This is a genomic window from Bradyrhizobium sp. (assembly GCF_016213215.1).
Lineage (GTDB): Bacteria > Pseudomonadota > Alphaproteobacteria > Rhizobiales > Xanthobacteraceae > Bradyrhizobium.
Genome location: NZ_JACRAW010000036.1, coordinates 1 through 24941, shown reverse-complemented (window position 1 = coordinate 24941; position 24941 = coordinate 1). Strand labels below are relative to the sequence as shown.

The following is a 24941-nucleotide window of genomic DNA, read 5'->3' as shown; positions in this document are numbered from 1 at the left end:
GAATTCGTCGCCGGGGAGAGCACGGCATAAGCCGTAAAGCCACTGCGCAGGGAAGGCCGGGTGTCGTCGGCTGTACCTGTATGCTCGTGTGCGATTTCCTTAGCGTGTGCGCACACGAGACCGCGGGTGCAGCGGGCACCCGGTCTTCCCTGCGCCCTCTGTTTCTCGAGAGGGCGAAAGAGGACAGCAAACCTCGGGCGCATCGCGCCGCGAGAAGGTGCAATCGCGTCTGCTGTTATCCTCATGATGAGGAGGCGCGCAGCGCCGTCTCGAACCATGAGGCCCTGCTGCTGTAGATCGGCCTCATCCTTCGAGACGCGGCGCAAGCGCCGCTCCTCAGGATGAGGTTGGCAGCATGATTGCGAGGAGCGTGAGCGACGAAGCAATCCACAATGCCTCCACGGGTGCATTCTGGATTGCTTCGCTCCGCTCGCAATGACGGCGTTGAAAAGACGTGCGCCACAAACTCGTCATTCCGGGGCGCGCCAACGGGTCCGCGCAAAGCGCGGCCCGATGACAGGCTCCGCGCGAGCTGTGATGTGCAATTGCACATCAGAGAATCCATAACCACAGGCTTGGGTCGGTTCTGCGAGATCGGGGTCGACATCGAGCGCCACAACTGCGCCCTGGGGTTATGGGTCCCCTGAGTTCGCAAATTTAGTGCAACACCCCGCCTGCGCGGGGACGACGGCAGAGAGTATTGCTGCAGGACCTGCCCCAAGCGAACGATAGAGCGGCGGTCCGTCCCGCAACAGACTCCGCGCAGCGTTTTCGCCTTCATCATCGTAACGGCGCGTTCACCATGAACGCGCGGACGGGCTCGCATCGCAAACGGAGGTGGCTGGGCGGCACGGGATTCTACGGATTGCCTGCGAATTAAATAACGCCCCGTTCACCATGGCGACAAAACCAGCAACGCTTCCTGCAATCTCCGTCGGACCTCAAGTTCCCTTACACCTTTACTGCCTACTCCTGCAGAGGGGGCAGCTGGCGGTCATCGTCAGCAAAGCCTGTGTGAGAGTAAGCGTATGAACACCGCGCGTATTGTCGTCCTTGTCATCGCCATGGGTGCCGGCGGCGTCGCCGCCTATCTGGCGAGCGGGTCGGACGACGGTAACAAGCCGTCGCCGGTCGCACCGGTCGCGCAATTGCCGACGGTCGACGTCCTGGTTGCAAGGTCGGACATCGGGCTGGGGCAGCTGGTGAAGCCTGAGGACCTGCAATGGCAGACCTGGCCGGCCGACCACGCCAGCAGCACCTTCATTCGCCGCAACCAGCGGCCCGACGCAGCGAAGCAGCTCGCGGGCTCGATCGCGCGATCGCCGCTGATGCAGGGCGAGCCGGTGCGCGAGCAGAAGCTGGTGAGGGCGGAAGGCTCCGGCTTCATGGCCGCGATCCTGCCGGCCGGCACGCGCGCGGTATCGACCGAGATTTCACCCGAGACCGGGGCGGGCGGCTTCATCCTGCCCAATGACCGCGTCGACGTCATTCTGTCCCGGCGCGAAAAGAATTCGGATAACGGCGACGGCAACCGCAGTGGCGGAGCCGACGCGGTCGGCGCCGAGATCATCCTGTCCAACATCCGCGTGCTCGCGATCGACCAGGCGCCCAAGGAAAAAGAGGGACAGAACACCGTCATCGGCAAGACCGTGACCCTCGAGCTCAAGCCCGAACAGGCCGAGACGCTGGCGCGCGCCCGCCAGAGCGGCGTGCTGTCGCTGGCGCTCCGCAGCCTTGCTGACGCAAGCGCGACCGAGAGCGCGTCGGAGGATCAGCCGATCCGGCGCGGCGGAAGCATCAACATCGTCCGCTTCGGCGTACCCAGCCAAACGACGTCACAGAAGTGACCAAGAGGAATCCCGACATGAAGAACAGGGACAACCAGGAGACAGTGCGGACCTTGAAGGTCTGCGCCCTCCTGTCGGCAGCCGTCGCGCTGATGTTCAACTGCAACGCCGCAATGGCGCAGGCGAGCGGCGATCAGACCCCCGCCCAGACTCCCGATCTGGGTGTCGCACCCGTTACTACCACTGCCAGCATTCCGCCGGCGAAGACGCGCTTCCTGGCGCTTGGCGTCGGCAAGTCGGTCGTGATCGACCTGCCGCGCGAGGTCAAGGATGTGCTGGTCGCGGATCCCAAGGTTGCCAACGCCGTCATCCGCTCGGCGCAGCGCGCCTATATCATCGGCGGGGCGGTCGGGCAGACCAACGTGGTGTTCTTCGCAGCCGACGGCTCGCAGGTCGCCGCCTACGACATCGCGATCAAGCGCGACCTCAACGGCGTGCGCGCAGCCTTCCGGCAGTCGTCGCCGGGAATCCAGATCGAGGGCGTCGGCGACAGCGTGATCCTGACCGGCTCGGTGTCGAGTCCGGTCGAGGCGCAGCAGGCGGGCGAGGTTGCGTCGAGGCTGGTCGGAAGTCCCGACAAGGTCGTCAACAACATCATCGTGCGCGGCCGCGACCAGGTGATGCTGAAAGTCGTCGTCGCCGAGGTGCGGCGCGACATCGTCAAGCAGATGGGCATCGATCTCAGCGCGAGCATCAATGCCGGCACCGCGGTCGTCAACTTCAACAACAGCAATCCGTTCACGGCCAACGGCCAGCCGCTGGTCGGCAGCAACCTGCTCGCGGCTTCCGCCATCGCCAAGGGCCTGCCCACCGTCACCGCGACCCTGCGCGCCATGGAATCTGCCGGCGTGGTGCACACGCTCGCCGAGCCCAACCTGACCGCCATCTCCGGCGAATCGGCCACATTCATCGCCGGCGGCGAATTCCCGATCCCGGCCGGCTACTCGTGCGACCCGACCACCCACGTCTGCACCACCCAGATCAGCTACAAGAAATTCGGCATCTCGCTCAACTTCACGCCGGTCGTGCTGAGCGAAGGACGAATCAGCCTGCGCGTGATGACCGAGGTGTCGGAGCTGTCGAACCAGAATTCAATCACGGTCACGCAGGCGCTGTCTTCGACCTCGACCAATTCCATCACCATCCCCTCGGTCCGAACCCGCCGCGCGGAGACCACGCTGGAAATTCCTTCGGGCGGCTCGATGGCGATGGCGGGCCTGATCCAGCAACAGACCAAGCAGGCGGTCAACGGTCTGCCGGGGCTCGACCAGCTGCCGGTCCTGGGCGCTCTGTTCCGGAGCCAGGACTACGTCAACAACGAAACCGAGCTGATGGTGCTGGTGACACCCTATGTCGTCCGCGCGGTGGCGCAGAAGGAATTGTCGCGGCCCGATGACGGCTTTGCGCCGGCCTCGGATTCCCAGTCGGCGCTGCTGGGACGCATCAACCGCATCTACGGCCTTGCCCGTCGTGTCGATCCCGTCACCGGCTACCAGGGCGACTTCGGTTTCATCATCGATTGAGACGATACCGGCTTCAGCGCAGGGGGAATGAAGCTATGACTGATCTTCCAGCCGTCGACTATCATCGCAGGCTGCGCCTCATCGGCGCGCTGATGGGCCTTTCCGTCGCGCTGGGTGCATGCACCTATACCGACGCCCCGGTCGTGACCGCGAGCGTTCCGACCGACTACCGCGCGCGGCATCCCATCGCGGTCCAGGAAGCCAACCGTTCGATCGTCATCTTTGTCGGTCACGCCCGCGGCGGTCTGACCGGCGAGCAGCGCGCCGACGTCATGGGCCTGGCGCGCACATGGGTTCACGAAGGCACCGGCGCCGTGGTGGCCGATGTGCCGGTCGATACGCCGAACGCGCAAGCGGCGGCCTCGGCCTTCCGCGAAATTCGCTCGCTTCTTGCGGCAGGCGGCGTGCCTTCGCGCGCGATCGTCCAGCACCGCTACCACCCCGCGGATCCCGGCCTGTTGCCGACCATCCGGCTGAGCTATTCCAGGATCGCCGCGGTGGCGGGTCCATGCGGGCTGTGGCCGGACGATCTCGGCCCGTCGATCGCGGATCCGGCCTACAACGAGAACAAGCCGTACTACAATCTCGGTTGCGCGACCCAGCGTAATCTCGCGGCGATGATCGACAACCCGGCCGATCTCGAGCAGCCGCGCGCCGAAACCCCCGCCTATACCGAGCGGCGATCGATCGCGTTCGATCGCTATCGCAAGGGCACGACGACCACGACTGCCTATCCGGAGGCGGATAAGGCCAAACTCAGCGACACAGGCAAATGACCAGCGTCTACGAAGAACAAGCGGAGAACCCGCGGGGCGCCGACGATTACATCGCGCCCGCACCACGCGTTTCGGTACAGGCGTTCTGCGAAACCGCGGACACCGTCAACGCGGTGACTTCGGCAGGAGAGGACCGCCGTTTCGCCAAGGTCCATCTCACGGTCAAGACGGGCGGCATCGCGGCCGCCATCGAAACCTACAGCTCCGCGCCCACGCCGAACGTAATCATCCTGGAATCCGACGGCAGCAACGACATCCTCGACAGCCTCGACCAGCTCGCCTCCGTTTGCGACCCCGGAACGCGCGTGGTCGTGATCGGCAATGAGCGCGACGCGGCGCCCTATCGCGAGCTGGTGCGTCGCGGCGTCAACGACTACGTGGTGGGGCCGGTCGAAACCATCGACGTGGTGCGCTCGATCTGCAGCCTGTTCTCGGCTTCCGAAGCCGTGGTCACCGGCCGCATCATCGCGGTGGTCGGCGCCAAGGGCGGCGTCGGCGCGTCCACCGTGGCACACAACGTGGCCTGGACGATCGCGCGCGACCTCGCGCTCGATTCGGTCGTCATCGATCTCGACCTTGCGTTCGGCACCGCCAGCCTCGACTACAACCAGGATCCGCTGCAGGGCATCGCCAACGCCGTGTTCCAGCCGGAACGGCCCGACACGGCGCTGATGGAGCGACTGCTCGCCAAATGCAACGAACGTCTCAGCCTGCTCGCGGCGCCCGCGGCGCTCGACCGGGTCTACGATTTCGGCGCGGAGGCGTTCGACGCGATCTTCGACACGCTGCGCATGACGACGCCGTGCATCGTGCTCGACGTTCCCCACCAGTGGTCGGGCTGGACCCGGCGGGCGCTGATCAGCGCGGACGAAATCCTGATCGTGGCCGAGCCCGACCTTGCCAATCTGCGCAATACCAAGAACCTGCTCGGCGTGCTGAAGACGGCGCGGCCGAACGATCGCCCCCCGCTGTACTGCATCAACCAGCTCGGCCTGCCCAAGCGTCCGGAAATCGAGGTGAAAGCCTTCGCCAAGACGGTCGAGAGCCAGCCGATCGCGGTCATTCCGTTCGATTCGCGGCTGTTCGGCACGGCGGCGAACAACGGCCAGATGATCGCGGAAGTGTCCAAGAATCACCGCACCACGGGGCTGTTCGTGGACATCGCCCATCACCTGACGGGGCACGCCGACTTCAGCAGGCCGAAGCGCTCCCTGCTTGCGCCGCTCCTCAGGAAGCTGCGTGCCAGGACCCAGCGGCGCCCGTCTGCGCCGCACCGCAAGGCGTCCTGATCCGGCGCTCGCGCAGCCGCAAAAGCGCGAGCGATCAGTTGGATCGTTGGGGCCGGCCGGGTGCCCTGGATGGCTTGTCGGTGTCCGCGCGCTGCTGCTTCTTCGCCAGGAGCTGGCGCAGCGCGGCGACCTTGGCCGCACCTTCCTGCGGCGGAAGGTCCGCCTTCAAGATGTTCTCGGCTTCGGACAGCCGTCCCTGCAGTCCGACCACCAGCGCGAGATTGGCCCGCACGCGCGAGTTTCGATTGTCGCGCTCATGGGCGCGTCGCAGGGTCTCCTCCGCCTTGAGCAGATTGTTCACCAGCAGATAGGACAGGCCGAGATTCGACAAGACCGAAGGCTCGTCGGGCACGATCTTCAGCGCGCTGGCATAATATTGCTGCGCCTCCTCGTGCCGGCCGAGCTGGTCCAGCACCGCACCCTGCGCGGAGAGGATGTGCGGGTCCGGATCTTCCGGGGTGTGGGCGCGGGTCAGGACGTCAAATGCCTGCTGGAAGTTGCCGTTGTCCGCCAGCGCGCGCCCGTAGCCGGCCAGCAGCCCCTTGTTGCTGGGATTGGCGATCGTCGCCTGTTCGAGCACCGCGACCGACTGCGAACGCTGGCCGGACTCGCGCAGCGCCTTGCCGGATTGGAGCGCGATCTCCGGGTTGCTCTGATTGGCGCGGAAGCGCTCGCGCAGGCCCTCCAGATCGCGCCGGGCGTCCGCAGCGCGCGATGCCTCGGAAGTCGTGCCGAGCGCGCCGGTGATGTCGTCGGTTGCAGTCGTCTGGCAGCCGCACAGACCGAGCACCAGGGCGCAACAGGCTGCGGACAGGAGGACTCTCGCCGAGGGGGCTTGATGGGATGAACGCTGGTACATGTACTCTGATCACCTCGGCGACTGATCAGAGATGCTTACCTATTAACGCTAAATTCCCGTTAAGCGGTTGTCGCGCGGGGGACTTAATCGCGCCTGGCGGTCTGGCGAGCGGTACCCCGGCCAGCGCCAAGCCGACAGGCCGGTTAGTCGACGAACTCGGCGCCGAACTCGCAGCCGATCCGCCAGCGCAGGCGGCAGTGGCGTGCATGGTCGGGCGCGAAGATGATGATGAATTCAGGCGGAATTTCCAGTTGCTCGGCAACCACCTTCACGCCGCCCTCCGAGATGTCCGTGACGGTACAGTCACGCGGCAACGTGCCCGCACCGCACTGGATCTTTGCGATCCTCCTGCACAGGCGACGTTCGTACTTACGTCGATTCACCATCATGTTGATTGTTCGCTGCTGCTGAGCGCGGCCCATCCCGCATTCAGATTAGATACAGGCAATTCGTTGGAATGTGCCTAGCGCAATCCGCGAAAATCGACGGTTGCCGTTTGGGATCTGTTTACCGGCCGCCGAAAATGGGCGTCTGGCCCTGGTTCACCGGCGTTCCCGTAATGTTCTTGCCAGGCAACGGTCGTGCCTCAGTTTGAAATTTGGGCTGATGGACAATTGAGGCGTGTTATGTTGCCTGAATGCGCTTTCGCCCTAGCTCACACGTCCTGTTCTGGCTCTTGGAGGCAACGTTGATCGGGGGGCATTTCGCCTATCCAGACTTGCCCCATCACGTGGGGCAAGTGATGTTTTGGCTTGGTATTTTTGGCTTGGTGCTTTGGTTGCTCGCGCATCTGGGGGCGTTCGACCGCCTTCCCTTCATGGCAAGATTTTCAGGCCACGCCCCAGCCCCAACCCGAGACACCAAGATCAGCGAAGCCATCGCATACATTTGCTATTTAGATTGGGGAAAATCATTCCTCATGGCAGCCGGGGATAATCCTCCGACCGAAGCGGTAGAGGCATTGAAGTCCTTTCGACAGGCGGCAGCTGATGGACATGTGCAGATATGGGGCAAGGTCGTTCACGGTGACGTTTACGAACCAATCGACGCCGACTATTGGCGCTCCTACCAGATTGAATGGTTTAGCCTTTTGCGAGGACAAACCATCACAGAGCCCGCCGTTGTTGGTGTAAAGCGCGGATCAGAATACGTTGATCTTATGGTGAGCAAATCCCAAATCGAGGCTGTGTGGCCGCGCAAACGGCGTAAGATTCGATTGCAGAAACCGTGGACCGTCAAAGATGCCTAAAGGCCCCAAAGGCGAGAAGCGCCACGCCGACACCGTACAGAACGCCATGCTGATCGGCAGGATCGCGACTGGCGAGGTCGAGGATACGCCCAGCAAGGCACCGAATCGGGCCAAGGGTGGCAAGATCGGCGGGGCCTCCCGCGCGGCCAAGCTCACGCCCGAGCAGCGCAAGGAAATTTCAGTTAAAGCCCTGAAAGCAAGGCGGAATCAGAGTTAGGACATCAGCTTCGTTTAGCTGATTGCCAAATCCGTCGTATTGTGCGATACGATGGAACAATGACCTTTAAGATCGACCCAGACGATAGAGCTGCTTTGGTGGGCCTTATGACCCGCCACTATCGCGCATGGCACGAGCGCAGGCACCAGCTGAAGATTGCTGAGGATGCGACCGCTGCGGCTAAAGTACAGGCAGACAAGATCAGCGACATCGAGAGCGGTCTACGCGGCATGGGCTACGATGTATCCGACAATGCTGTGTGGAAAGCCCTGCTCGATGAAGTGAGGGAGGATATTAAGCAGCGCGTCGTTGCGGGACCGCAGCCAGCGAGCGCATCATCCTACGTTGTCATTGAACACCAACCGCAGGAGAGTCCTTCACCGTCTACACCGAAGATGCCAAAAATTCAGGGCATTCTTCTAGATCGCCTTCAAGAGGCTGGTGAGAAGGGCTCCAAGGCCTCGCCAATGCGGCAATTCATCGAAGACAAATACCGCATCAAAATCCATGACAAGACGGTCGGCATGACGCTGTACCGGATGCTCACCAAGGGTTTGGTGCGCCGTGAAGGTCATACCTGGTTCTTCGTTCCGCCCCCGGCGGAAACGAAGAACCCCGGCGGTGACACGCCGGGGCAGATCGACATCTTCGAATGACGAAAGGAGACAAGCGCGATGTGGCTCATCGTCCGTGAAATACCGTGATGCCGGGTCGGGCTGGTTGAGGGCGCTACCCCTCACCCGGTCCGGCTCGACCGGTACGTAGGCCCCGTAGCTCAACTGGACAGAGCGACCGATTGCTAATCGGTAGGTTCCGGGTTCTAGTCCCGGCGGGGCCACGTTCTTTTAAGCACAAATTGCAGGTACCTGCAACATCATTTTGAGTGTTTCTCAAAGTGAATCAATAACTTATGTCTAAACGATTCAAACTGAACGAAATACTTGACAAAAGGAAATCATGATTGCATTCTAGCAGTCATGAACAAGCTCCCCACCGAGAAACGCGCCCAAATCCTCCAGATGCTCTGCGAGGGCTCATCCATGCGCTCCATCTCGCGGGTGGCAGACGTTTCCCTGAACACGGTTACCAAGCTCTTGGTCGATGCCGGCAGCGCTTGCGCCGCCTTCCACAATGCGACCGTCCGCAACGTGCAATCCAAGCGCGTACAGTGCGACGAAATCTGGAGTTTTGCTTACGCCAAGGCCAAGAACGTCCCAAGTGCGAAGGCCGCTCCGATTGGCTCTGGCGACGTCTGGACTTGGACCGCTATCGACGCCGATACCAAGTTGATTATCTCTTGGCTGATTGGCGACCGCGACGCGAGCGCTGCCAGCGACTTCATTGCCGATCTTAAGCCCCGCCTCGCCAACCGGGTCCAACTCACCACGGACGGCCACAAAGCCTACCTGAATGCTGTGAGTGAGGCGTTTGGCGCCGATGGCATTGACTACGGCATGCTGGTGAAGATTTACGGCAGCGATCCCCAAGCCCAGAAGCGCTACAGCCCTGCCAAGCTGATCGGTATCGACAAGGACTTGATCCTTGGTTCGCCTGACCTGGCCCACGTCTCTACGTCGTTTGTGGAGCGCCAGAACCTCACCATGCGCATGTCCATGCGACGCTTTACCCGGCTCACCAATGCGTTCTCCAAGAAGCTGGAGAACCACTATCACGCTCTCTCGCTCTATTTCGTCTGGTACAACTTCATCAAGCAGCACAAGACGCTTCGTATGACACCAGCCATGGCGGCCGGCCTTGTGTCGTCGCCGATGGAAATGAGTGACATCGTTACGCTGATCGACCAGCGCGAAGGACCGGCCAAGAAGCGCGGCCCTTATAAGAAGAGGGTAATCGCAGCCTGACTGGCTAAGGCGCCAAGGAATGAATCCAAAATATTAGTTGAACTTTTACATCCTTCGTGTATTCAAGAATCAGGCTATGCCTGCAGGTCCACCCGTATGGGGGCCGCTTCAAAGGTCGGGTTCATCCCGGCCTTTGCTGTTTCTGGGCCTTAAATAACTCAAAACAATAGGTTTTTACCCCGACAAGCGGCGCCAACTCGGGCGGGGCTTGAGACGTTACCAGCTTACCGCTTTCGGAAATCCTCCGATAAATGGAGAACTTTCTCTCATAGCTCCCTCGGGCGATGGCGTAGACATAGGAGTCCGCTATCTGCATCAGTCTGTTGGATTTATCCTTCCCCTCTATGTCGAGTAGTAGGTAGCTGAAATCTTCCGCCGACAAGGGAAGGTACTTCGCCGAAGTACTGGCGTCGAAGCCCATGCCATTTTCTTGGATATTGTAGAAATACCCCTCGACCATATCGTTAGTGTCGGGGTCTGCCATTTCATAAAAGACTTTCAGCCGCCGCCCTTGGTGTTTTGCGAACTTTGCTGCGCGTTCAACGACGATGTCGAAGGCGCTGCGACACAACATCCATTTCTCATCTCCAACCCGGCTCCCGTATCCGCGCGCTAGGTAGCCTGGTCGATCTATGACACACGCGGTGCCAGCGACCGGCAGAGTGGAAAGAAAAGTCCTGTATGAAGACCAAAATCGGTCGCGGTCTTCGCCCTTGAGCCTGCCAATCCACGCAAATCTCTTCGTTTCTGCGCGCATATCCGTGAGATGCAGAGGAGCCTGGATTTGGGGCCATTTGCTTTTAAACTGATCGAGGCTCGATTTCGCGGCCTCCTCATCCTCTTTCCGGATTAGAAATCCGCCTAAAGCAAACCAGTCCAGTCCGTGCTTTGCGGCGGTTGATTGTTTATCCGGATGGCGAGGACCGGTTTCGTCCAAATAGAGATGAAGAAGTGGTGCTAGCGCTTTGGGAGTTGTGGTGTCCGACATCCCACAACTTTAGCGCCCCGCGCCCTGCGAGCAACCTCGCAAAGCATGTCCTCCCCAATCCTTGCCGCTCAAATTTCAAACTGAGGCACGACCCAGGCAACGTGTTTTCCGCTACCTTTGATTGTGCAAGAGGGGCGGGATGGTCCAGCGCGTTTCTACCGTAGCCTTTGAGGGGATCGAGGCCCGTGCCGTCGACGTGCAGGTACAGGTCGCGCCGGGACTGCCCGCCTTTGCCATTGTCGGCCTGCCGGACAAGGCGGTTTCCGAGGCGCGCGAGCGGGTGCGCTCGGCGCTGATCGCCTCCGGGCTGGCCCTGCCGGCGCGGCGAATCACCGTCAACCTCGCCCCCGCCGATCTTCCCAAGGAAGGCAGCCATTACGACCTGCCGATCGCGCTCGGGCTGATGGCGGCGATCGGCGCCATCCCGCCCGATGCTCTCTTTGGCTTCACTGTGCTCGGCGAGCTCGGCCTCGACGGCTCGATCGCCCCGGTTGCCGGCGTCCTGCCGGCCGCGATCGGCGCGAATGCGCGCGAGGAAGGCCTGATCTGCCCGGCGGCCTGCGGCTCGGAAGCCGCCTGGGCGAGCCCGGATATCCAGATCATCGCCGCAAGCTCGCTGATCCAGATCGCCAACCATTTCAAGGGCACCCAGGTGCTGTCGCGTCCCGCGCCGAAGGTACACGAGTCCGCCGGCTCTACGCTCGACCTTCGCGACATCAAAGGCCAGGAGAGCGCCAAGCGGGCGCTGGAGATCGCCGCCGCCGGCGGGCATCACCTTTTGATGATCGGCTCGCCCGGCGCCGGCAAGTCGATGCTCGCCGCGCGACTGCCCTCGATCCTGCCGCCGCTGTCGCCCTCCGAATTGCTCGAAGTCTCCATGATTGCCTCCGTCGCCGGCGAGATCGAAGGCGGCGCGCTGACGTCGCGGCGGCCGTTCCGCAGCCCCCATCATTCCGCCAGCATGGCGGCGCTGACCGGCGGCGGCGTGCGCGCCAGGCCCGGCGAGGTCTCGCTCGCGCATCAGGGCGTATTGTTTCTCGACGAACTGCCGGAATTCGATCCGCGCGTCCTCGACTCGCTGCGCCAGCCGCTGGAGAACGGCGAGGTCGCCGTTTCGCGCGCCAATCATCGCGTCACCTATCCGGCGCGCTTCATGCTGATCGCGGCGATGAATCCCTGCCGCTGCGGCAATGCCTTCGAGCCCGGCTATTCGTGCAAGCGCGGCCGCATCGACCGCTGCACCTCCGACTATCAGGCACGGATCTCGGGTCCGTTGCTCGACCGCATCGACCTGCGCATCGAGGTGCCGGCGGTGACTGCCGCCGACCTGATCCTGCCGCCGCCCACCGAAGGATCGGCGGAAGTCGCCGCGCGCGTCGCGGCGGCGCGGAACATCCAGCTTGCCCGCTATGCGGCCGCGGGCCTGCCGAATACCCGCACCAATGCCGAAGCGCCGGCTTCGGTGCTGGAAGAGATCGCGAGGCCCGATGCGCAAGGACAGAAACTGCTGCGCGATGCCGCGGAAAGCATGCGCCTGTCGGCGCGCGGCTATCATCGCGTGCTGCGGGTGGCGCGCACGCTGGCCGATCTGGACGGCACCGACAAGATCGGCCGGCTGCACCTTGCTGAAGCCCTGTCGTATCGCGCGCTCGCCGAAGACGTCCGCCACGTCGCGGCATGAGCGTTATCGATACGGCCGCACCTTGAACCTTCGGCGGCGCTCGGGCGACTTCAACTTGACCCGCGACAGGGGACATAGAACGACGGAAGAGCCCGATGAGCAGATCCATCATACGCGACAGAGCCTTGCAGATCGGTGCGGCCGCACTTCTTGGCTGTGCGCTGTGGGCGCAACCGGACCAGGCGAACGCAACGATCTTCTGCGATGTCGTCCCCACCCACGCCGGCGTAGCGCCCCTGCGGGCGGCGCCGGCGGCCACTGCGCGCCTCATTGCGCGCATGCATGCCGGCGACGAGGTGCTGCTGCGCGACGATGTCGAGGCGAAGCACGGCTGGATTTTCGTCACCTGGTGGAAGGGCGGCCGTTTCAAGGTGAAGCAATCCGCCGGCTACGACCCTTCGAATGGCGAGGGCTGGGTGATGGGCTCGCAGCTCGCCGACGAATGCGGCTGAGGCCGCTACCGCCCGCAGTGCTGGCGCGCGGAGCTCACCGTTTGACGTCGCCCCGCGTCAGGGTAGGTGAGTCGCCGTTGAGTTCACCTCAGCTCCATTGGCTGACCGGCTTTACGTCGCCTTCACCCACGGCCGCCGATCATCCACGGCCCGCGAACCCTCTCAAGGGGCGTTAACCTGTCCTCAACCCTGTTGGCAGTGTTCGCCCCGCGCGCAAGCTCTTTGCAAGGTCGCCAGCGCCATGGTCGCACCTGATGATCACACCTGGTGATCACGGGTTCAGGGTTTCGTTGGGGTCATCGGCGATGGGTCGGGCGTTCCGGATCAAATTGCGTATGCGCCGCTTCCGGCGGCGCCATCCCCGGCTCAGCTTCGCAATCCGCTCGCTACTGATTTTCACCGCGGCGTTCGGCGCCGCCTACGGCTTCATCGCCGGCAGCCGGACCGAGAATTCCGGCTATGACCCCAATGCCTTCGCGATCGGCGCGAGCTTCCTGTTCGCGCTCGCCTGCGTCGCCCTGGCCACCCTGAGCATCCGGCTGCGCTGGGTCAACAAGCGCCTGCGCACTCTGGCCCTCCACAACGAGGCGCTGATCGACCGCAACTGGGAACTGAAGGAGGCGGAGGAGCGCGCGCGCAGCCTGTTCGAGTCCCAGGGCGATCTGATCGTGCTGCGCGATCACGACGGCCGTATCACTTTCGTCAACGACGCCTATTGCGAACTCGCCGGACAGCCGGCGGGCGCACTGATCGGCAGTCGCTTCAATTTCGAGGTCGTCGAGCAGGGCGAAACGGCCCTCGAGGCCAATGGCACGCGCGTTCACGACCAGAAGATCGCAACCCAAGTGGGACCGCGCTGGATCGCCTGGCGCGAAGGATGGGTGCGATCGGACGCCGGACAGCCGGCCGAGCTGCGCTGCGTCGGCCGCGACGTCACCGACCGCACCGAGACCGAGCGCGCGCTTGCCGAGGCACGCGACCAGGCCGATGCCGCCAACCGCGCCAAGTCGCGCTTTTTGGCCATGGCTTCCCACGAGATTCGTACGCCGCTCAACGGCATCATCGGCATGAGCGGGCTGCTTCTCGAGACCTCGCTGACTCAGGAACAGACGACCTATGCCAAGGCGGTGAAGACCTCGGGCGAGGCGCTAATGGCGCTGATCGAGGAGTTGCTCGATTACTCGAAGATCGAAGCCGGCAAGCTCGATCTCGAGCAGCGCCCCTTTGCGCTCACCACGCTCATCGAGGAAGTCACCGAATTGCTGGCACCGCGCGCGCAGGCAAAGCACCTGGAGATCGCGGCCTATGTCGACGAGAACCTGCCGCACGAAGTCGTCGGCGATGCCGCGCGCCTGCGCCAGGTGCTGCTCAACCTCGCCGGCAATGCCATCAAGTTCACCTCGACCGGCGGCGTTGCGCTGATCGTCGAACCGGGGATCTGGCCCGGCCACATCAGCTTCCTGGTGCGAGACACCGGGATCGGGATTGCGCCGGAGGCGCAGGCACGCATCTTCCGCGAATTCGAGCAGGCGGACGAGCGCATCGCGCGCAGCTATGGCGGAACCGGCCTCGGGCTTTCGATCAGCGAGCGCATCGTCAGGCGCATGGGCGGCCGTATCACCCTGGTGAGCGAGCCGGGCAAGGGCTCGACCTTCGAGGTCTCCTTGCCGCTCGGTGCCGCCGAAAGCAGCGCCGGACAAAATACATTCGAATCTCCCGACCTTGCCGGCAAATCCGTGCTGCTGGCCGCGCCGACGAGCATCGAGGCCTCGCTGATTGCCCGGCGGCTGGAGCGTTGGGGCGGCCAGACCTGCGTGGTTTCGGATATCGAGGTGGCGCTGGTGCTCCTGCCGGAGCGCTCCTGGCATGCCGTGCTGATCGATCGCGCCCTCGGCGCCGACATGGCCGAACGGCTCGGCGAAGCGGCGCGCGACTATGCCGCCAGGCGCCTGATCCTGCTGACGCCGGCCACTCGGCACGAGCAAATGCCACGCGACGCCTTCACCGGCTATCTGGTGAAGCCGCTGCGCGTCGCCTCGCTGGCCGCTCGCCTGGCGCGGGCGCCGGAAGTCGCCTCTCCCGATCTCGCCGGCGATCCCATGATCGAGCCAGCCGATACCAAGTCCGACGTCGAGTCCGCTCCCGCCACACCCATCGCCCACGGCCTGTCGGTGCTGGTCGCCGAAGACAACGAGATCAACGCGCTTCTGATGCGTTCGCTTCTGACAAGGCTCGGCCATCGCGTCGTCATCGCGATCAATGGCGAAGCGGCGCTGGAATCCTGGCTTGCCGCCAAATCGGCCGGCACGCCTTACGACCTTGTGCTGATGGACGTGCAGATGCCGCAGCTCGACGGCATCGAAACCACCAAGCGCATCCGCGTGCTGGAAGCGGCCGAGCCCGGCCGGCACACCCCGATCCTGGCGCTCACCGCCAATACGCTGGTGGAAGACCGCTACGCCTGCTTCGAGGCGGGCATGGACGGCTTCCTGATCAAGCCGCTCGACCGCGAAAAGCTCACCGAGGCGCTAGCGCAGCTGGCAGCGTCACGGCAACTGGCGGTGTGATTCAATCCTCGAACTTCGAACCTCGTTCATTGCAAGGAGCGAGCGACGGAGCAAATCCAGACTATTGCCGCAGCAAGATTCTGGATTGCTTCGCGGAGCCTGTCATCGGGCGGCGCTGCGCGCCGACCCGTTGGCTCGCTCTGACGCGGAGAAGAGAACTACAACCGCCGCAGCGAGACCGCTTCGACGACGTGATCGGCGCCCTTTTTCAGGATCAGCGTCGCGCGTGGCCGCGTCGGCAGGATGTTGTCCTCGAGGTTGGCGAGGTTGGTGCGTTCCCAGATCGCGAGCGCGGTTGCGGTGGCCTCTTCGTCCGACAGCGGTGCATAGCGATGGAAGTAGGACCTGGGATCGTGGAACGCGGTGTCGCGCAGCGCCAGGAAGCGCCTGACGTACCAGTCGCGCAAGACCTGTTCCTCGGCGTCGATGTAGACGGAGAAATCGAAAAAGTCGGAGACCACGGGCACGGCCTTGCCGTCGCGCGGCAGCTTGCCGGTCTGCAGCACGTTGACGCCTTCCACGATCAGGATATCGGGCTGGTCGATCTCGACCCACTGGTTGGGGACGATGTCGTAAGTCAGGTGCGAATAGACCGGCGCGCGCACCGCGTGCCGTCCCGCCTTGATGTCGCTGAGAAAGGACAGCAGCAACGGCAGGTCGTAGCTCTCCGGAAAGCCCTTCTTCTGCATCAGCCCCTGCCGCTCGAGCACGGCATTGGGAAACAGGAATCCGTCGGTCGTGACGAGGTCGACCTTCGGCCGCGGCGACCAGCGCGCCAGCAGCGCCTGAAGCACGCGCGCGGTGGTCGACTTGCCCACGGCGACCGATCCCGCCACGCCGATGATGTACGGCATCTTGCGGTCCTTGATGCCGAGGAACTGGCGCTGCGCGTAATAGAGCCGCTGGGTGGCGTCGACATAGATCGACAGCAGCCGCGACAGAGGCAGATAGATTTGCTCGACCTCCTTGAGGTCCAGCCGGTCATGCATCGAGCGCAATTGCGAAAACTCGCCCGGCTCCAGCGTCATTGGCGTGTCGTCGCGCAACCGCGCCCACTGCTCGCGGGTGAAGGTGCGGTAGGGATTATATGTCTGGTCGGGTGCGCGAATGTCCATAACGGCGCCTTTACTTCACGTTCGGCTAGTCGCGCTTGCGCGACGCCTTCTCTTCCACTCCCGACATCGAGGTCCGCTTCGCCAGCGCCTCCTCGACATCCTCAAGTTTCACCCCGCGCGATTTCAACAGCACCAGCAGATGATAGAGAAGATCCGCGGTTTCAGCGATCAGGTGCTCGCGGTTGTTCTCGACGGCCGCGATCACGGTCTCGACCGCTTCCTCGCCGAACTTCTTGGCGCACTGCTCGGCGCCCTTGTCGAGCAGCTTGCGGGTATAGGACGCCTCGCTGCTAGAAGCCGCGCGGGCATCAATGGTCCCGGCCAGGTCGTGAATGGTGAAACGCGACATGCAACATACTCAGCGCCCGGCCACCCGGGCGGTTACGGGTGCCATGTAGCACTTTTGTGACGGCGAGTCTCAGGGGTCGAGCCGCATTGGCAGGCCGGCGCGGGCCATGTGCTCCTTGGCTTCGCGGATGGTAAATTCCCCGAAATGGAAGATCGAGGCGGCGAGCACCGCCGTCGCATGCCCGTCCCGGATGCCGTCCACCAGATGATCCAGGTTGCCGACGCCGCCGGAGGCGATCACGGGTACCGGAACGCCGTCCGCGATCGCGCGGGTCAGCGGGATGTCAAATCCCTGCCTGGTGCCGTCGCGGTCCATCGAGGTCAGGAGGATTTCGCCGGCTCCCAGCGACACAACTTCCTGGGCGTATTCGATGGCATCCAGGCCGGTCGGGTTGCGCCCGCCATGGGTGAAGATCTCCCAGCGGTCGGATCCGCCGCCGCGCTTGACCCGCTTGGCGTCGATCGCGACGACCACGCATTGCTCGCCGAACTTCTCCGCTGCTTCCTTGACGAATTCGCGCCGGGCGACCGCAGCGCTGTTGATCGAGACCTTGTCCGCGCCCGAGCGCAACAGGGTACGGATATCGTCGATGGTGCGCACGCCGCCGCCGACTGTCACCGGCATGAAGCAGGCCTCCGCGGTGCGTCGGACCACGTCGAGCATGATGCCGCGGTTTTCATGGGTCGCGGTGATGTCGAGAAAGCAAAGCTCGTCGGCACCGGCAGAGTCATAGGCGATTGCCGCTTCGACGGGATCGCCGGCATCGCGCAAGTCGACGAAATTGACCCCCTTCACAACGCGGCCGTCCTTGACGTCCAGGCAGGGGATCACGCGCACCTTGAACATCGTAACTCTCCTAGGCGGCTGCGCGGGCGTTGCGAATCAATTCCAGCGCGGCCGCAGGATCGAGCCGGCCGTCATAGAGGGCGCGGCCGGCGATGGCGCCAGCGAGCTTTTTGGCGCGCGGCGCCAGCAAGGCTTTGACGTCTTCGATCGAGGCGAGCCCGCCCGAGGCAATGACCGGGATCGAGATACGCTCGGCCAGGGCAGTGGTCGCGTCGAGGTTAAGGCCCTTGAGCAGCCCGTCGCGCGCGATATCAGTGAAGATGATGGCCGCAACGCCGGCGTCCTCGAAACGCTGTGCGATCTCCAGCGCCGTCACCTGCGAGGTCTCGGCCCAGCCTTCGACCGCAACTTTGCCATCGCGCGCATCCAGTCCCACCGCGACGCGGCCGGGAAAGTTCCTGGCGGCGCTCTTCACCAGCTCCGGATCGCGCACCGCGGCGGTGCCGATGATGACGCGCGTGATGCCCTTGGCAAGCCAGGCTTCAACAGTGGCAAGGTCGCGGATGCCGCCGCCAAGCTGCACGGGAATCGTGATCGTCTTCAGCATCGCCTCGACGGCGAGCGCGTTGACCGGCTTGCCCGCGAAGGCGCCGTCGAGGTCGACGACATGCAGATATTCAAAACCCTGCGATACGAAGGTTTTCGCCTGCGCGGCGGGATCGAGGTTGAACACGGTCGCGCGCGCCATGTCGCCCTGCTCAAGGCGCACGCACTGGCCGTTCTTCAGATCGATGGCGGGAAAGAGGATCACGGTTTCCACTTCAAGAAGTTCGAGATCAAGGCAAGGCCGAAGCGCTGGCTCTTTTCGGGATGGAACTGGGTTCCGATGGCGGTTTCCTTGGCGACGAAGGCCGTCACCGGTCCGCCGTAATCGGCGCGCGCCAGCACGTCCTCCTCCTTCACCGCGTTGAGGTGATAGGAGTGCACGAAATAGGCGTGACGTCCTTTTGGACCGAGCGGCAGTCCTTCCAGCACCGGATGCTCGCGCAGGAGGTCCAGTGTGTTCCAGCCCATGTGGGGAATCTTCAGGTTCTCATCGCGCGGCGAGATCTTCTCGACATCGCCCGCGATCCAGTTCAACCCGTAGGTGACGACGTGCTCCTTGCCCCGGCTCGCCATAAGCTGCATGCCGACACAGATGCCGAAAAAGGGATGCGCCTTGTTGCGCACCGCCTCCGTCATGGCCTCGACCATGCCGTCGACCGCATCCAGCCCGCGCCGGCAATCGGCAAAGGCGCCGACGCCAGGCAGCACGATGCGGTCGGCGCGGTAGACCACCTCCGGATCGCTGGTCACCACGATCCGTTGCGGGTTCTCGATATTGCGCGAGGCGCGCTCGAAGGCTTTCGCCGCGGAGTGCAGATTGCCCGAGCCGTAATCGATGATGGCGACGGTCATCGCGAACCTCCCGCCTCGGGAAACAGTCCGATGATGCCGCCGGCCGGCAGCGGCGGAGGCTGGCGCGATGCGCCGCGGACCGGGGGCGGAGCGCCGGGATCGACACCCGCCTGCTCGCTGACCACGCCGCGGCGGCTCCAGCGTTCGAAGAAGCGTCGTTCCGCCGCCTCCTCGTCGTCGGCGACCACGACGTCGAGCTGGCGCCAGTTGCCGCGCGACAGCGTCCAGCGACGCAGGCTGGCCGCCTCGAATCCCGTCAGCAAGGCCACCACGGCATCGATCAGGAGGATCGAGGTCCCGCCAATACCCAGCCGGACGAGCGCAACCTCCAGCGCGCCGGCAAAGATGAGCCAACCGATCAGCGCGAGCCACAGCCGATGCCAGAGCAGCCACACCGGTCCGAAAACCATAGCCCAGAAATGGAAGCCGTCGCGCACGAACTTGACGCGATCGGCGCGCAGATCGACGCCATTGGCCGTGGGAGCATGAACTGTATAGGCAGGCATAAGGATGCCCCGTGTTCGAGAATAGTCAGCGAAGTCGGCGTGACCGGCAGGTGCGTGCCTGCATTCAACCGCCGAGCTTGCCCTTGGTGGAAGGCACTTCGCCCGCCGCGCGCGGATCGATGGCAACCGCCGCCCGCAATGCCCGCGCCAGACCCTTGAAACAGGATTCGGCGATATGATGGCTGTTCTCGCCATATAGGGTTTCGACGTGCAAGGTCACCCCGGCATTCATGGCGAAGGCGTTGAACCATTCGCGCACCAGCTCGGTGTCGAACTCGCCGACTTTGTCGCGAGGAAACTCGACCCTGAACACCAGGACCGGCCGCCCGGAAATGTCGATCACGACGCGCGACAGCGTCTCGTCCATGGGCATGTGGACGTCGGCATAACGTGTAATGCCGCCCATCGAGCCGAGCGCCTGCTTCACGGCCTGGCCCAAGGCGATGCCGACGTCCTCGGTCGTGTGGTGATGGTCGATGTGAAGGTCGCCAACCGCCTTCACCGACAGGTCGATCCGCGAATGCCGGCCCAGAAGATCGAGCATATGGTCGAAGAAACCAATGCCGGTCGAAATGCTGGAGGCGCCCGATCCGTCGAGGTTTACCGTCACCTCGATGTCGGTTTCCTTGGTCTTGCGCTTGATGGTCGCTGTGCGCATGAAAACTGCTTTCAATCGAGCCTGACGCGACCAATCGGATCGCATCACGCTCTCATCTCTTTGTTTGAGCATGATCTTTTCGGAATACCGGTGCCGACCTGGCGCTAGCGCGGCCCTTCGGATCCGGATCATGCTCCAGCCGAAAACGGGGGTCTTTTAACAGTCTGCCGCCCCGTTCGCTACTGCGTGATGGTCTGGGGGGCCTGAACTTCCGCCTATGGTGAGCGGAATCCGGTGCTCAGGGGAAACCGGATTGTAAGGTTTCCCGGAAGCTCCTAAATCTGGCGGACAAGAGGTAGCTCATGCAGGCATCACAAAACGGGCAGCCGGTCTGGCACGGCACGACCATTCTAACCGTCCGCAAGGGCGGCAAGGTGGTGATCGGCGGCGACGGCCAGGTCTCCATCGGCCAGACCGTGATCAAATCCAACGCCAAGAAGGTCCGCAGGCTCGGCAAGGGTGACGTGATCGGCGGCTTCGCCGGGGCGACGGCCGACGCCTTCACCCTGTTCGAGCGGCTGGAAAGCAAGCTCGAGCAGTATCCGGGGCAATTGACCAGGGCCGCGGTCGAGCTCGCCAAGGACTGGCGCACCGACCGTTATCTCCGGCGGCTGGAAGCCATGATGATCGTTGCCGACAAGGATGTCTCGCTTGTCCTGACCGGCACTGGCGACGTGCTGGAACCCGAGGCCGGCGTGATGGCGATCGGCTCCGGCGGCAATTATGCGCTGGCCGCCGCCCGCGCCCTGATCGATTCCGACAAGGACGCGGAGGCGATCGTGCGCCGCTCGCTCGACATTGCCGCCGACATCTGCGTGTTCACCAACCGCAGCGTGACCATCGAAAGCCTGTCGAACGGCTGATCGATGACGATTGCACGCAGCAGTCCCGCGGGATCGGCCCTCTCACCCGCCTACTGGATATTGATCGCACTTGCGCTGCTGGCGCTGCAGGTTTCCCTCCTGTTGGCGATGGGGCGGGTCCCCATCTGCACCTGCGGCACGGTAAAGCTGTGGCACGGCGTAGTGCAGAGCTCGGAGAACTCGCAGCATATCGCCGACTGGTACAGTATTTCCCATGTCATCCATGGCTTCCTGTTCTATGCCGCGACCTGGGCATTACTTTCGCGCTGGTCCTGGCAGGCGCGGCTGATCATTGCCATGCTGATCGAAGGGAGCTGGGAAATCGTCGAGAACTCGGCCTGGATCATCGAGCGCTATCGCGCGGGCACGATCTCGCTGGATTATTTCGGCGACTCGATCGTGAATTCCGTATCGGACACATCGTTCATGGTCGCGGGGTTTCTCCTGGCGCGAAATCTGCCGGTGACGGCGACCGTTGTACTGGCGCTCGCTTTCGAGATCCTGGTCGGGCTTCACATTCGTGACAATCTGACGCTCAATATCCTGATGCTGATCCACCCGTTGGAGGCCATCCGGGACTGGCAGGCGGGACCGCCCTTCATTTAGGCGCATCCCTTCCGCTTGCCCCGGCTGCGTTTCGATCCTAGCTAAAGGCCCATGACAGATTTTTCCCCCCGCGAGATCGTCTCCGAACTCGATCGATTCATCGTCGGCCAGGCCGACGCCAAGCGCGCCGTTTCCATCGCGCTCCGCAACCGCTGGCGTCGGCAGCAGCTCACCGGCTCCCTGCGTGAGGAGGTATTGCCGAAGAACATACTGATGATCGGCCCGACCGGCGTCGGCAAGACCGAGATCGCGCGACGGCTGGCCAAGCTCGCCAACGCCCCGTTCATCAAGGTGGAGGCGACCAAGTTCACCGAGGTCGGTTACGTCGGCCGCGACGTCGAGCAGATCGTGCGCGACCTCGTCGAGGTTGCAATTGCGCAGGTGCGCGAGCGCAAGCGCAAGGACGTGCACGCGCGCGCCCAGCTTTCCGCGGAAGAGCGCGTGCTCGATGCGCTGGTCGGCGCCAATGCCAGCGCCGGGACCCGCGAATCGTTCCGGCGCAAGCTGCGCGCCGGCGAGCTCAACGACAAGGAAATCGAGGTCGAGACGCAGGCTTCCGGCGGTCTTCCCATGTTCGAGATACCGGGCATGCCGGGCGCGCAGATGGGCGCCATTTCCATCGGCGACATCTTCGGCAAGCTCGGCGGTCGCACCAAGACGCGCCGGCTCACGGTTGCCGGCTCGCACGAAATCCTCATCAACGAGGAATCCGACAAGCTGCTCGACGATGAGCAGCTGGTGCTGGAAGCGATCAGCGCGGTCGAGAACAACGGCATCGTGTTCCTGGACGAGATCGACAAGATCTGCGTGCGCGACAACCGCGTCGGCGGCGACGTCTCGCGCGAAGGCGTGCAGCGCGACCTGCTGCCGCTGATCGAGGGCACCACCGTTTCCACCAAGCACGGCGCGGTCAAGACCGACCACATCCTGTTCATCGCCTCCGGCGCGTTCCATATCGCCAAGCCGTCCGACCTTCTGCCCGAATTGCAGGGCCGGCTTCCGATCCGGGTCGAATTGCAGGCGCTGACCCGCGACGACTTGAGGCGGATTCTCACCGAGCCGGAGGCGTCGCTGATCAAGCAATATGTTGCATTGATGCAGACGGAAGGGGTGACGCTGGACATCACCGATGCCGCGATCGACGCGCTGGCCGATGTCGCGGTCGCGGTCAATTCGAGCGTGGAGAATATCGGTGCGCGGCGCCTGCAGACCGTAATGGAGCGCGTGCTGGACGAGATCTCCTTCACCGCGCCGGACCGCAACGGCGAAACCGTCCAGGTCGATGCCGATTACGTCCAGAAGCATGTCGGCGACCTTGCCAAGGACGCCGACCTGAGCCGGTTTATTTTGTAATTCTCGGCGGCTCGGCTATCTATCCAATGCCGTCCCGGCCGGGACGGCACCGGAGAAATGACCCGCACGATCAGGTGAGGCGTGAAGCTGCGCGTCCTGGAGAACCGCTGGCAGTTGATGCTCGCCGTCAATGTCGCGGTTCTTTTTGGCGACTTCCTCTACAAGGTCACGCTCAAGCCCTACGTTCCCTACCTGCATCTGTTGGTCGACTACCATTTCGGCTTCACCAAGCGCGCGCTGATCGGCGCGCTGGTCTCAACGTTTGTCGACAAGGTGCCGCTGTGGCTGGTGTACGCGCTGGGCGGCATCATCTGGCTGGTCACGGCCGCCCTGTTCGTAAGGCTGTTCCGACGGACTTTTGGAGTGGGGGCGGGGAGTGAGCCGCTATTCGTGTTCATGGCGGGCTCGCCGTTCTTTCTCAAGAACTTCATGTTCACGCTGGGCCATTTCGACATCTACGGCTGCGCGGTGGCGCTCGGCCTGCTGCTGGTGCCGGCGCACTCCATCGCTTTCGTGATTGCGGCCGCCGTCGCATCGATGGTCCTGATCCTGATCCACCACATCCACTTCCTGATGTATGTGCCGACGATCGTGACCATCGTGCTGCTGCGCCACTACCTCGCTGGCGGCGTCAACCGCGGCAACCTCATTGTCGGATTCGCTTCGGCGGCGGCGCTCGGGCTGTTGTTCCTTGGCGCGCAGTTCTACGGGACGATGCAGGTGCCGTCAGCCGCGTTCGTCGAGCATATCCAGCATCGCATTGCCGATGCTTCGCAGCGGGATCTGTTCGAGTACGCGCACGCGTTTGCGTCCATCTGGTATCAGCCGCTTTCGACCGAGATCCACGATACCTGGGAGCGCATGCCGAATAACCTGATGGGTGTACCGGTCTATGCCCTGCTGGTCTGGCTGCACACTCCGCTCTGGAGATATTTCAGAGATCTGATCAGGTCGGTTGCCATCGACTGGCACCGACGCATCATTGTTGCCGCGATCATGCTCGTCAGCGCGGCCTATCTCGTGATGTTCGCGATCGTATTCGACTATTCGCGGTGGATCTCGAACTGGGCGGTGTGCATGTTCCTGATCCTGTTGGCGGTGAGGACGGTGCCGGCAACGAAGGACGTGCCGCTCATTCCCGCGGAAGATCGCAAGACAAACGTTTTCGGCTGGATCCTTACCTTGATCCCGCGGGTCGGAATCATTCGGCCGTTCTAGGAAATCGCTACCCGCTTCGCGCTGACGCGGCGGCGTTCGGATCATGCTCTAGGCTTTTGCGCGCCTGATCCGCACGTAAAGCGCGCCCTCGCCGCCGTGACCGATATGGGCCTCCTCGAAGCCGACGACCAAGGCGCGGAATTCGGGCAGGCTGAGCCAGTGCGGCACCTGGCGGCGCAGAACGCCGCTTTCAGCGCCCGTCCTGCCCTTGCCGGTAATGACGAGCACGAAGCCAAGGCCTTCGTGATGGGCGCGCTGCAGAAAACCCGACAATGCGCGATGGGCGCGCGTCTGCGTCATTCCATGCAGGTCGAGCCGCGCCTGGATTTCCATGCGGCCGCGCGAGAGTTTTGCCCGTTCGCGGCGGCCGAGCGGCACCAAGGGTGGTATTGCGGGTTTCGCCGCGCGCGGAGCCGGCGCAGCCGGCGCGGGTTTCGACGCTACGGTGTGTCGGACGGGCGCGGCCTCCGGACCGAGCGCGGGCTGCGCTTTGGGCGAGCGAGGCTTCTTCAGCGGCTTGACCTGCCGCGCCACGCTGTCCCACAGCGCGCGCTCTTCCTCGCTGAGCGCGCGGCGACGGCGCGACGGGCCACCGTTCGGAAAGGCCGGGTGGAATGAGCGCTTCATTGGCGGTCGCGGCGCTGATGGACCTGCCGCCGCAACTCGCGGCCTGGTTTGATGTTCGGCCGCGGTTCCGGCAGCGGCACCGGCTTGGCCAG

Annotated in this window: 26 protein-coding genes and 1 tRNA gene; 16 read left to right on the top strand and 11 right to left on the bottom strand. The window is 63.5% G+C overall.

The genetic code is table 11. The features are described 5' to 3' along the window. Positions 1-1028: 1028 nt before the first annotated feature. The 4 genes from cpaB (at position 1029) to HY852_RS07525 (ending at position 5435) form a co-directional block, all read left to right on the top strand. A complete protein-coding gene (cpaB, locus tag HY852_RS07540; protein ID WP_291603782.1) occupies positions 1029-1847 on the top strand; it encodes a Flp pilus assembly protein CpaB in 819 nt (272 codons plus the stop codon). Between the two features lie 92 nt (positions 1848-1939). Further along, positions 1940-3370: a type II and III secretion system protein family protein gene (locus HY852_RS07535; protein ID WP_291603783.1), complete on the top strand. Its 1431-nt coding sequence runs from the start codon at positions 1940-1942 to the stop codon at positions 3368-3370. Positions 3371-3405: 35 nt separating this feature from the next. Beyond that, the gene (locus HY852_RS07530) at positions 3406-4146 is read left to right on the top strand and encodes a CpaD family pilus assembly protein (protein WP_291603781.1); all 741 of its coding nucleotides are present in this window, start codon (positions 3406-3408) and stop codon (positions 4144-4146) included. After that, complete coding sequence (locus HY852_RS07525) at positions 4143-5435, top strand: AAA family ATPase (protein ID WP_291603780.1); 1293 nt, start codon at positions 4143-4145, stop codon at positions 5433-5435. The genes HY852_RS07530 and HY852_RS07525 overlap by 4 nt, the downstream gene beginning before the upstream one ends. A gap of 34 nt (positions 5436-5469) precedes the next feature. On the opposite strand, the gene HY852_RS07520 is transcribed toward HY852_RS07525, so the two are convergent. Together HY852_RS07520 and HY852_RS07515 are read right to left on the bottom strand one after the other, a co-directional pair. After that, on the bottom strand, positions 5470-6294 hold the full coding sequence (locus HY852_RS07520; RefSeq protein WP_291603779.1) for a tetratricopeptide repeat protein: 825 nt from the start codon (positions 6292-6294) through the stop codon (positions 5470-5472). Between the two features lie 143 nt (positions 6295-6437). Continuing rightward, the gene (locus HY852_RS07515; protein ID WP_367116328.1) at positions 6438-6680 is read right to left on the bottom strand and encodes a PilZ domain-containing protein; all 243 of its coding nucleotides are present in this window, start codon (positions 6678-6680) and stop codon (positions 6438-6440) included. A gap of 302 nt (positions 6681-6982) precedes the next feature. Between HY852_RS07515 and HY852_RS07510 the strand changes: the two genes are divergently transcribed. The 5 genes from HY852_RS07510 to HY852_RS07490 all read left to right on the top strand — a co-directional run bounded on the left by HY852_RS07510 (position 6983) and on the right by HY852_RS07490 (position 9622). Next, positions 6983-7543 carry a hypothetical protein gene (locus tag HY852_RS07510; RefSeq protein WP_291603777.1) on the top strand — a complete coding sequence of 187 codons (561 nt, stop codon included), beginning with the start codon at positions 6983-6985 and terminating at the stop codon, positions 7541-7543. Beyond that, positions 7536-7760, top strand: a complete 225-nt coding sequence (locus HY852_RS07505) for an RNA-binding protein (protein WP_291603776.1) — start codon at positions 7536-7538, stop codon at positions 7758-7760. Before HY852_RS07510 ends, HY852_RS07505 begins: the two co-directional genes overlap by 8 nt. A 59-nt stretch (positions 7761-7819) precedes the next feature. Beyond that, the gene (locus tag HY852_RS07500) at positions 7820-8416 is read left to right on the top strand and encodes a hypothetical protein (protein WP_291603775.1); all 597 of its coding nucleotides are present in this window, start codon (positions 7820-7822) and stop codon (positions 8414-8416) included. Between the two features lie 108 nt (positions 8417-8524). Further along, a tRNA-Ser gene (locus tag HY852_RS07495) sits at positions 8525-8598 on the top strand. A 139-nt stretch (positions 8599-8737) separates the two neighbouring features. Further along, positions 8738-9622: a DDE-type integrase/transposase/recombinase gene (locus HY852_RS07490; protein WP_291603774.1), complete on the top strand. Its 885-nt coding sequence runs from the start codon at positions 8738-8740 to the stop codon at positions 9620-9622. Positions 9623-9743: 121 nt separating this feature from the next. On the opposite strand, the gene HY852_RS07485 is transcribed toward HY852_RS07490, so the two are convergent. Continuing rightward, positions 9744-10610 carry a DUF3800 domain-containing protein gene (locus tag HY852_RS07485; RefSeq protein WP_291603773.1) on the bottom strand — a complete coding sequence of 289 codons (867 nt, stop codon included), beginning with the start codon at positions 10608-10610 and terminating at the stop codon, positions 9744-9746. A 139-nt stretch (positions 10611-10749) separates the two neighbouring features. Between HY852_RS07485 and HY852_RS07480 the strand changes: the two genes are divergently transcribed. The 3 genes from HY852_RS07480 to HY852_RS07470 all read left to right on the top strand — a co-directional run bounded on the left by HY852_RS07480 (position 10750) and on the right by HY852_RS07470 (position 15310). Next, positions 10750-12291, top strand: coding sequence for a YifB family Mg chelatase-like AAA ATPase (locus HY852_RS07480; protein ID WP_291603772.1), 1542 nt, complete (start codon positions 10750-10752; stop codon positions 12289-12291). A 95-nt stretch (positions 12292-12386) separates the two neighbouring features. Beyond that, on the top strand, positions 12387-12743 hold the full coding sequence (locus tag HY852_RS07475) for a hypothetical protein (protein WP_291603771.1): 357 nt from the start codon (positions 12387-12389) through the stop codon (positions 12741-12743). A 305-nt stretch (positions 12744-13048) separates the two neighbouring features. After that, a complete protein-coding gene (locus tag HY852_RS07470; protein ID WP_291603770.1) occupies positions 13049-15310 on the top strand; it encodes an ATP-binding protein in 2262 nt (753 codons plus the stop codon). A gap of 158 nt (positions 15311-15468) precedes the next feature. Here HY852_RS07470 and coaA read toward each other — a convergent pair whose 3' ends face one another. From coaA to hisB, 7 genes are all read right to left on the bottom strand, one after another. Further along, positions 15469-16425 carry a type I pantothenate kinase gene (gene coaA, locus HY852_RS07465; RefSeq protein WP_291603769.1) on the bottom strand — a complete coding sequence of 319 codons (957 nt, stop codon included), beginning with the start codon at positions 16423-16425 and terminating at the stop codon, positions 15469-15471. Between the two features lie 25 nt (positions 16426-16450). Further along, entirely contained in the window at positions 16451-16774 is a 324-nt protein-coding gene (locus tag HY852_RS07460; RefSeq protein ID WP_291603768.1) for a phosphoribosyl-ATP diphosphatase, read from the bottom strand. Positions 16775-16843: 69 nt separating this feature from the next. Continuing rightward, positions 16844-17620: an imidazole glycerol phosphate synthase subunit HisF gene (hisF, locus tag HY852_RS07455; protein WP_291603766.1), complete on the bottom strand. Its 777-nt coding sequence runs from the start codon at positions 17618-17620 to the stop codon at positions 16844-16846. Positions 17621-17630: 10 nt separating this feature from the next. Beyond that, positions 17631-18371 carry a 1-(5-phosphoribosyl)-5-[(5-phosphoribosylamino)methylideneamino]imidazole-4-carboxamide isomerase gene (gene hisA / locus HY852_RS07450; RefSeq protein WP_291603765.1) on the bottom strand — a complete coding sequence of 247 codons (741 nt, stop codon included), beginning with the start codon at positions 18369-18371 and terminating at the stop codon, positions 17631-17633. Then, complete coding sequence (gene hisH, locus HY852_RS07445; protein ID WP_291603764.1) at positions 18368-19018, bottom strand: imidazole glycerol phosphate synthase subunit HisH; 651 nt, start codon at positions 19016-19018, stop codon at positions 18368-18370. The genes hisA and hisH overlap by 4 nt, the downstream gene beginning before the upstream one ends. Further along, positions 19015-19524 carry a DUF2628 domain-containing protein gene (locus tag HY852_RS07440; RefSeq protein ID WP_291603763.1) on the bottom strand — a complete coding sequence of 170 codons (510 nt, stop codon included), beginning with the start codon at positions 19522-19524 and terminating at the stop codon, positions 19015-19017. The genes hisH and HY852_RS07440 overlap by 4 nt, the downstream gene beginning before the upstream one ends. A 64-nt stretch (positions 19525-19588) precedes the next feature. Then, a complete protein-coding gene (hisB, locus tag HY852_RS07435) occupies positions 19589-20182 on the bottom strand; it encodes an imidazoleglycerol-phosphate dehydratase HisB (protein ID WP_291603762.1) in 594 nt (197 codons plus the stop codon). Between the two features lie 302 nt (positions 20183-20484). Between hisB and hslV the strand changes: the two genes are divergently transcribed. From hslV to HY852_RS07415, 4 genes are all read left to right on the top strand, one after another. Further along, positions 20485-21045 (top strand): ATP-dependent protease subunit HslV, encoded by a 561-nt coding sequence (gene hslV / locus HY852_RS07430; protein ID WP_291603761.1) that lies wholly within the window; start codon positions 20485-20487, stop codon positions 21043-21045. Between the two features lie 3 nt (positions 21046-21048). Then, positions 21049-21651: a DUF2585 domain-containing protein gene (locus HY852_RS07425; RefSeq protein WP_291603759.1), complete on the top strand. Its 603-nt coding sequence runs from the start codon at positions 21049-21051 to the stop codon at positions 21649-21651. A 51-nt stretch (positions 21652-21702) separates the two neighbouring features. Next, positions 21703-23004: an ATP-dependent protease ATPase subunit HslU gene (gene hslU / locus HY852_RS07420; protein WP_291603758.1), complete on the top strand. Its 1302-nt coding sequence runs from the start codon at positions 21703-21705 to the stop codon at positions 23002-23004. An 81-nt stretch (positions 23005-23085) separates the two neighbouring features. Further along, positions 23086-24222 carry a hypothetical protein gene (locus HY852_RS07415; RefSeq protein ID WP_291603757.1) on the top strand — a complete coding sequence of 379 codons (1137 nt, stop codon included), beginning with the start codon at positions 23086-23088 and terminating at the stop codon, positions 24220-24222. A 48-nt stretch (positions 24223-24270) separates the two neighbouring features. Here HY852_RS07415 and HY852_RS07410 read toward each other — a convergent pair whose 3' ends face one another. Then, a complete protein-coding gene (locus HY852_RS07410) occupies positions 24271-24849 on the bottom strand; it encodes a Smr/MutS family protein (protein WP_291603756.1) in 579 nt (192 codons plus the stop codon). Between the last annotated feature and the right edge of the window lie 92 nt (positions 24850-24941).

Excerpts from the sequence above, each read along its gene's own strand:
- cpaB (WP_291603782.1), top strand. The coding sequence starts at position 1,029 with ATGAACACCGCGCGTATTGTCGTCCTTGTCATCGCCATGGGTGCCGGC.
- HY852_RS07535 (WP_291603783.1), top strand. The coding sequence starts at position 1,940 with ATGTTCAACTGCAACGCCGCAATGGCGCAGGCGAGCGGCGATCAGACC.
- HY852_RS07530 (WP_291603781.1), top strand. The coding sequence starts at position 3,406 with ATGACTGATCTTCCAGCCGTCGACTATCATCGCAGGCTGCGCCTCATC.
- HY852_RS07525 (WP_291603780.1), top strand. The coding sequence starts at position 4,143 with ATGACCAGCGTCTACGAAGAACAAGCGGAGAACCCGCGGGGCGCCGAC.
- HY852_RS07520 (WP_291603779.1), bottom strand. The coding sequence starts at position 6,294 with ATGTACCAGCGTTCATCCCATCAAGCCCCCTCGGCGAGAGTCCTCCTG.
- HY852_RS07515 (WP_367116328.1), bottom strand. The coding sequence starts at position 6,680 with ATGGTGAATCGACGTAAGTACGAACGTCGCCTGTGCAGGAGGATCGCA.
- HY852_RS07505 (WP_291603776.1), top strand. The coding sequence starts at position 7,536 with ATGCCTAAAGGCCCCAAAGGCGAGAAGCGCCACGCCGACACCGTACAG.
- HY852_RS07500 (WP_291603775.1), top strand. The coding sequence starts at position 7,820 with ATGACCTTTAAGATCGACCCAGACGATAGAGCTGCTTTGGTGGGCCTT.
- HY852_RS07490 (WP_291603774.1), top strand. The coding sequence starts at position 8,738 with ATGAACAAGCTCCCCACCGAGAAACGCGCCCAAATCCTCCAGATGCTC.
- HY852_RS07485 (WP_291603773.1), bottom strand. The coding sequence starts at position 10,610 with ATGTCGGACACCACAACTCCCAAAGCGCTAGCACCACTTCTTCATCTC.
- HY852_RS07480 (WP_291603772.1), top strand. The coding sequence starts at position 10,750 with ATGGTCCAGCGCGTTTCTACCGTAGCCTTTGAGGGGATCGAGGCCCGT.
- HY852_RS07475 (WP_291603771.1), top strand. The coding sequence starts at position 12,387 with ATGAGCAGATCCATCATACGCGACAGAGCCTTGCAGATCGGTGCGGCC.
- HY852_RS07470 (WP_291603770.1), top strand. The coding sequence starts at position 13,049 with ATGGGTCGGGCGTTCCGGATCAAATTGCGTATGCGCCGCTTCCGGCGG.
- coaA (WP_291603769.1), bottom strand. The coding sequence starts at position 16,425 with ATGGACATTCGCGCACCCGACCAGACATATAATCCCTACCGCACCTTC.
- HY852_RS07460 (WP_291603768.1), bottom strand. The coding sequence starts at position 16,774 with ATGTCGCGTTTCACCATTCACGACCTGGCCGGGACCATTGATGCCCGC.
- hisF (WP_291603766.1), bottom strand. The coding sequence starts at position 17,620 with ATGTTCAAGGTGCGCGTGATCCCCTGCCTGGACGTCAAGGACGGCCGC.
- hisH (WP_291603764.1), bottom strand. The coding sequence starts at position 19,018 with ATGACCGTCGCCATCATCGATTACGGCTCGGGCAATCTGCACTCCGCG.
- HY852_RS07440 (WP_291603763.1), bottom strand. The coding sequence starts at position 19,524 with ATGCCTGCCTATACAGTTCATGCTCCCACGGCCAATGGCGTCGATCTG.
- hisB (WP_291603762.1), bottom strand. The coding sequence starts at position 20,182 with ATGCGCACAGCGACCATCAAGCGCAAGACCAAGGAAACCGACATCGAG.
- hslV (WP_291603761.1), top strand. The coding sequence starts at position 20,485 with ATGCAGGCATCACAAAACGGGCAGCCGGTCTGGCACGGCACGACCATT.
- HY852_RS07425 (WP_291603759.1), top strand. The coding sequence starts at position 21,049 with ATGACGATTGCACGCAGCAGTCCCGCGGGATCGGCCCTCTCACCCGCC.
- hslU (WP_291603758.1), top strand. The coding sequence starts at position 21,703 with ATGACAGATTTTTCCCCCCGCGAGATCGTCTCCGAACTCGATCGATTC.
- HY852_RS07410 (WP_291603756.1), bottom strand. The coding sequence starts at position 24,849 with ATGAAGCGCTCATTCCACCCGGCCTTTCCGAACGGTGGCCCGTCGCGC.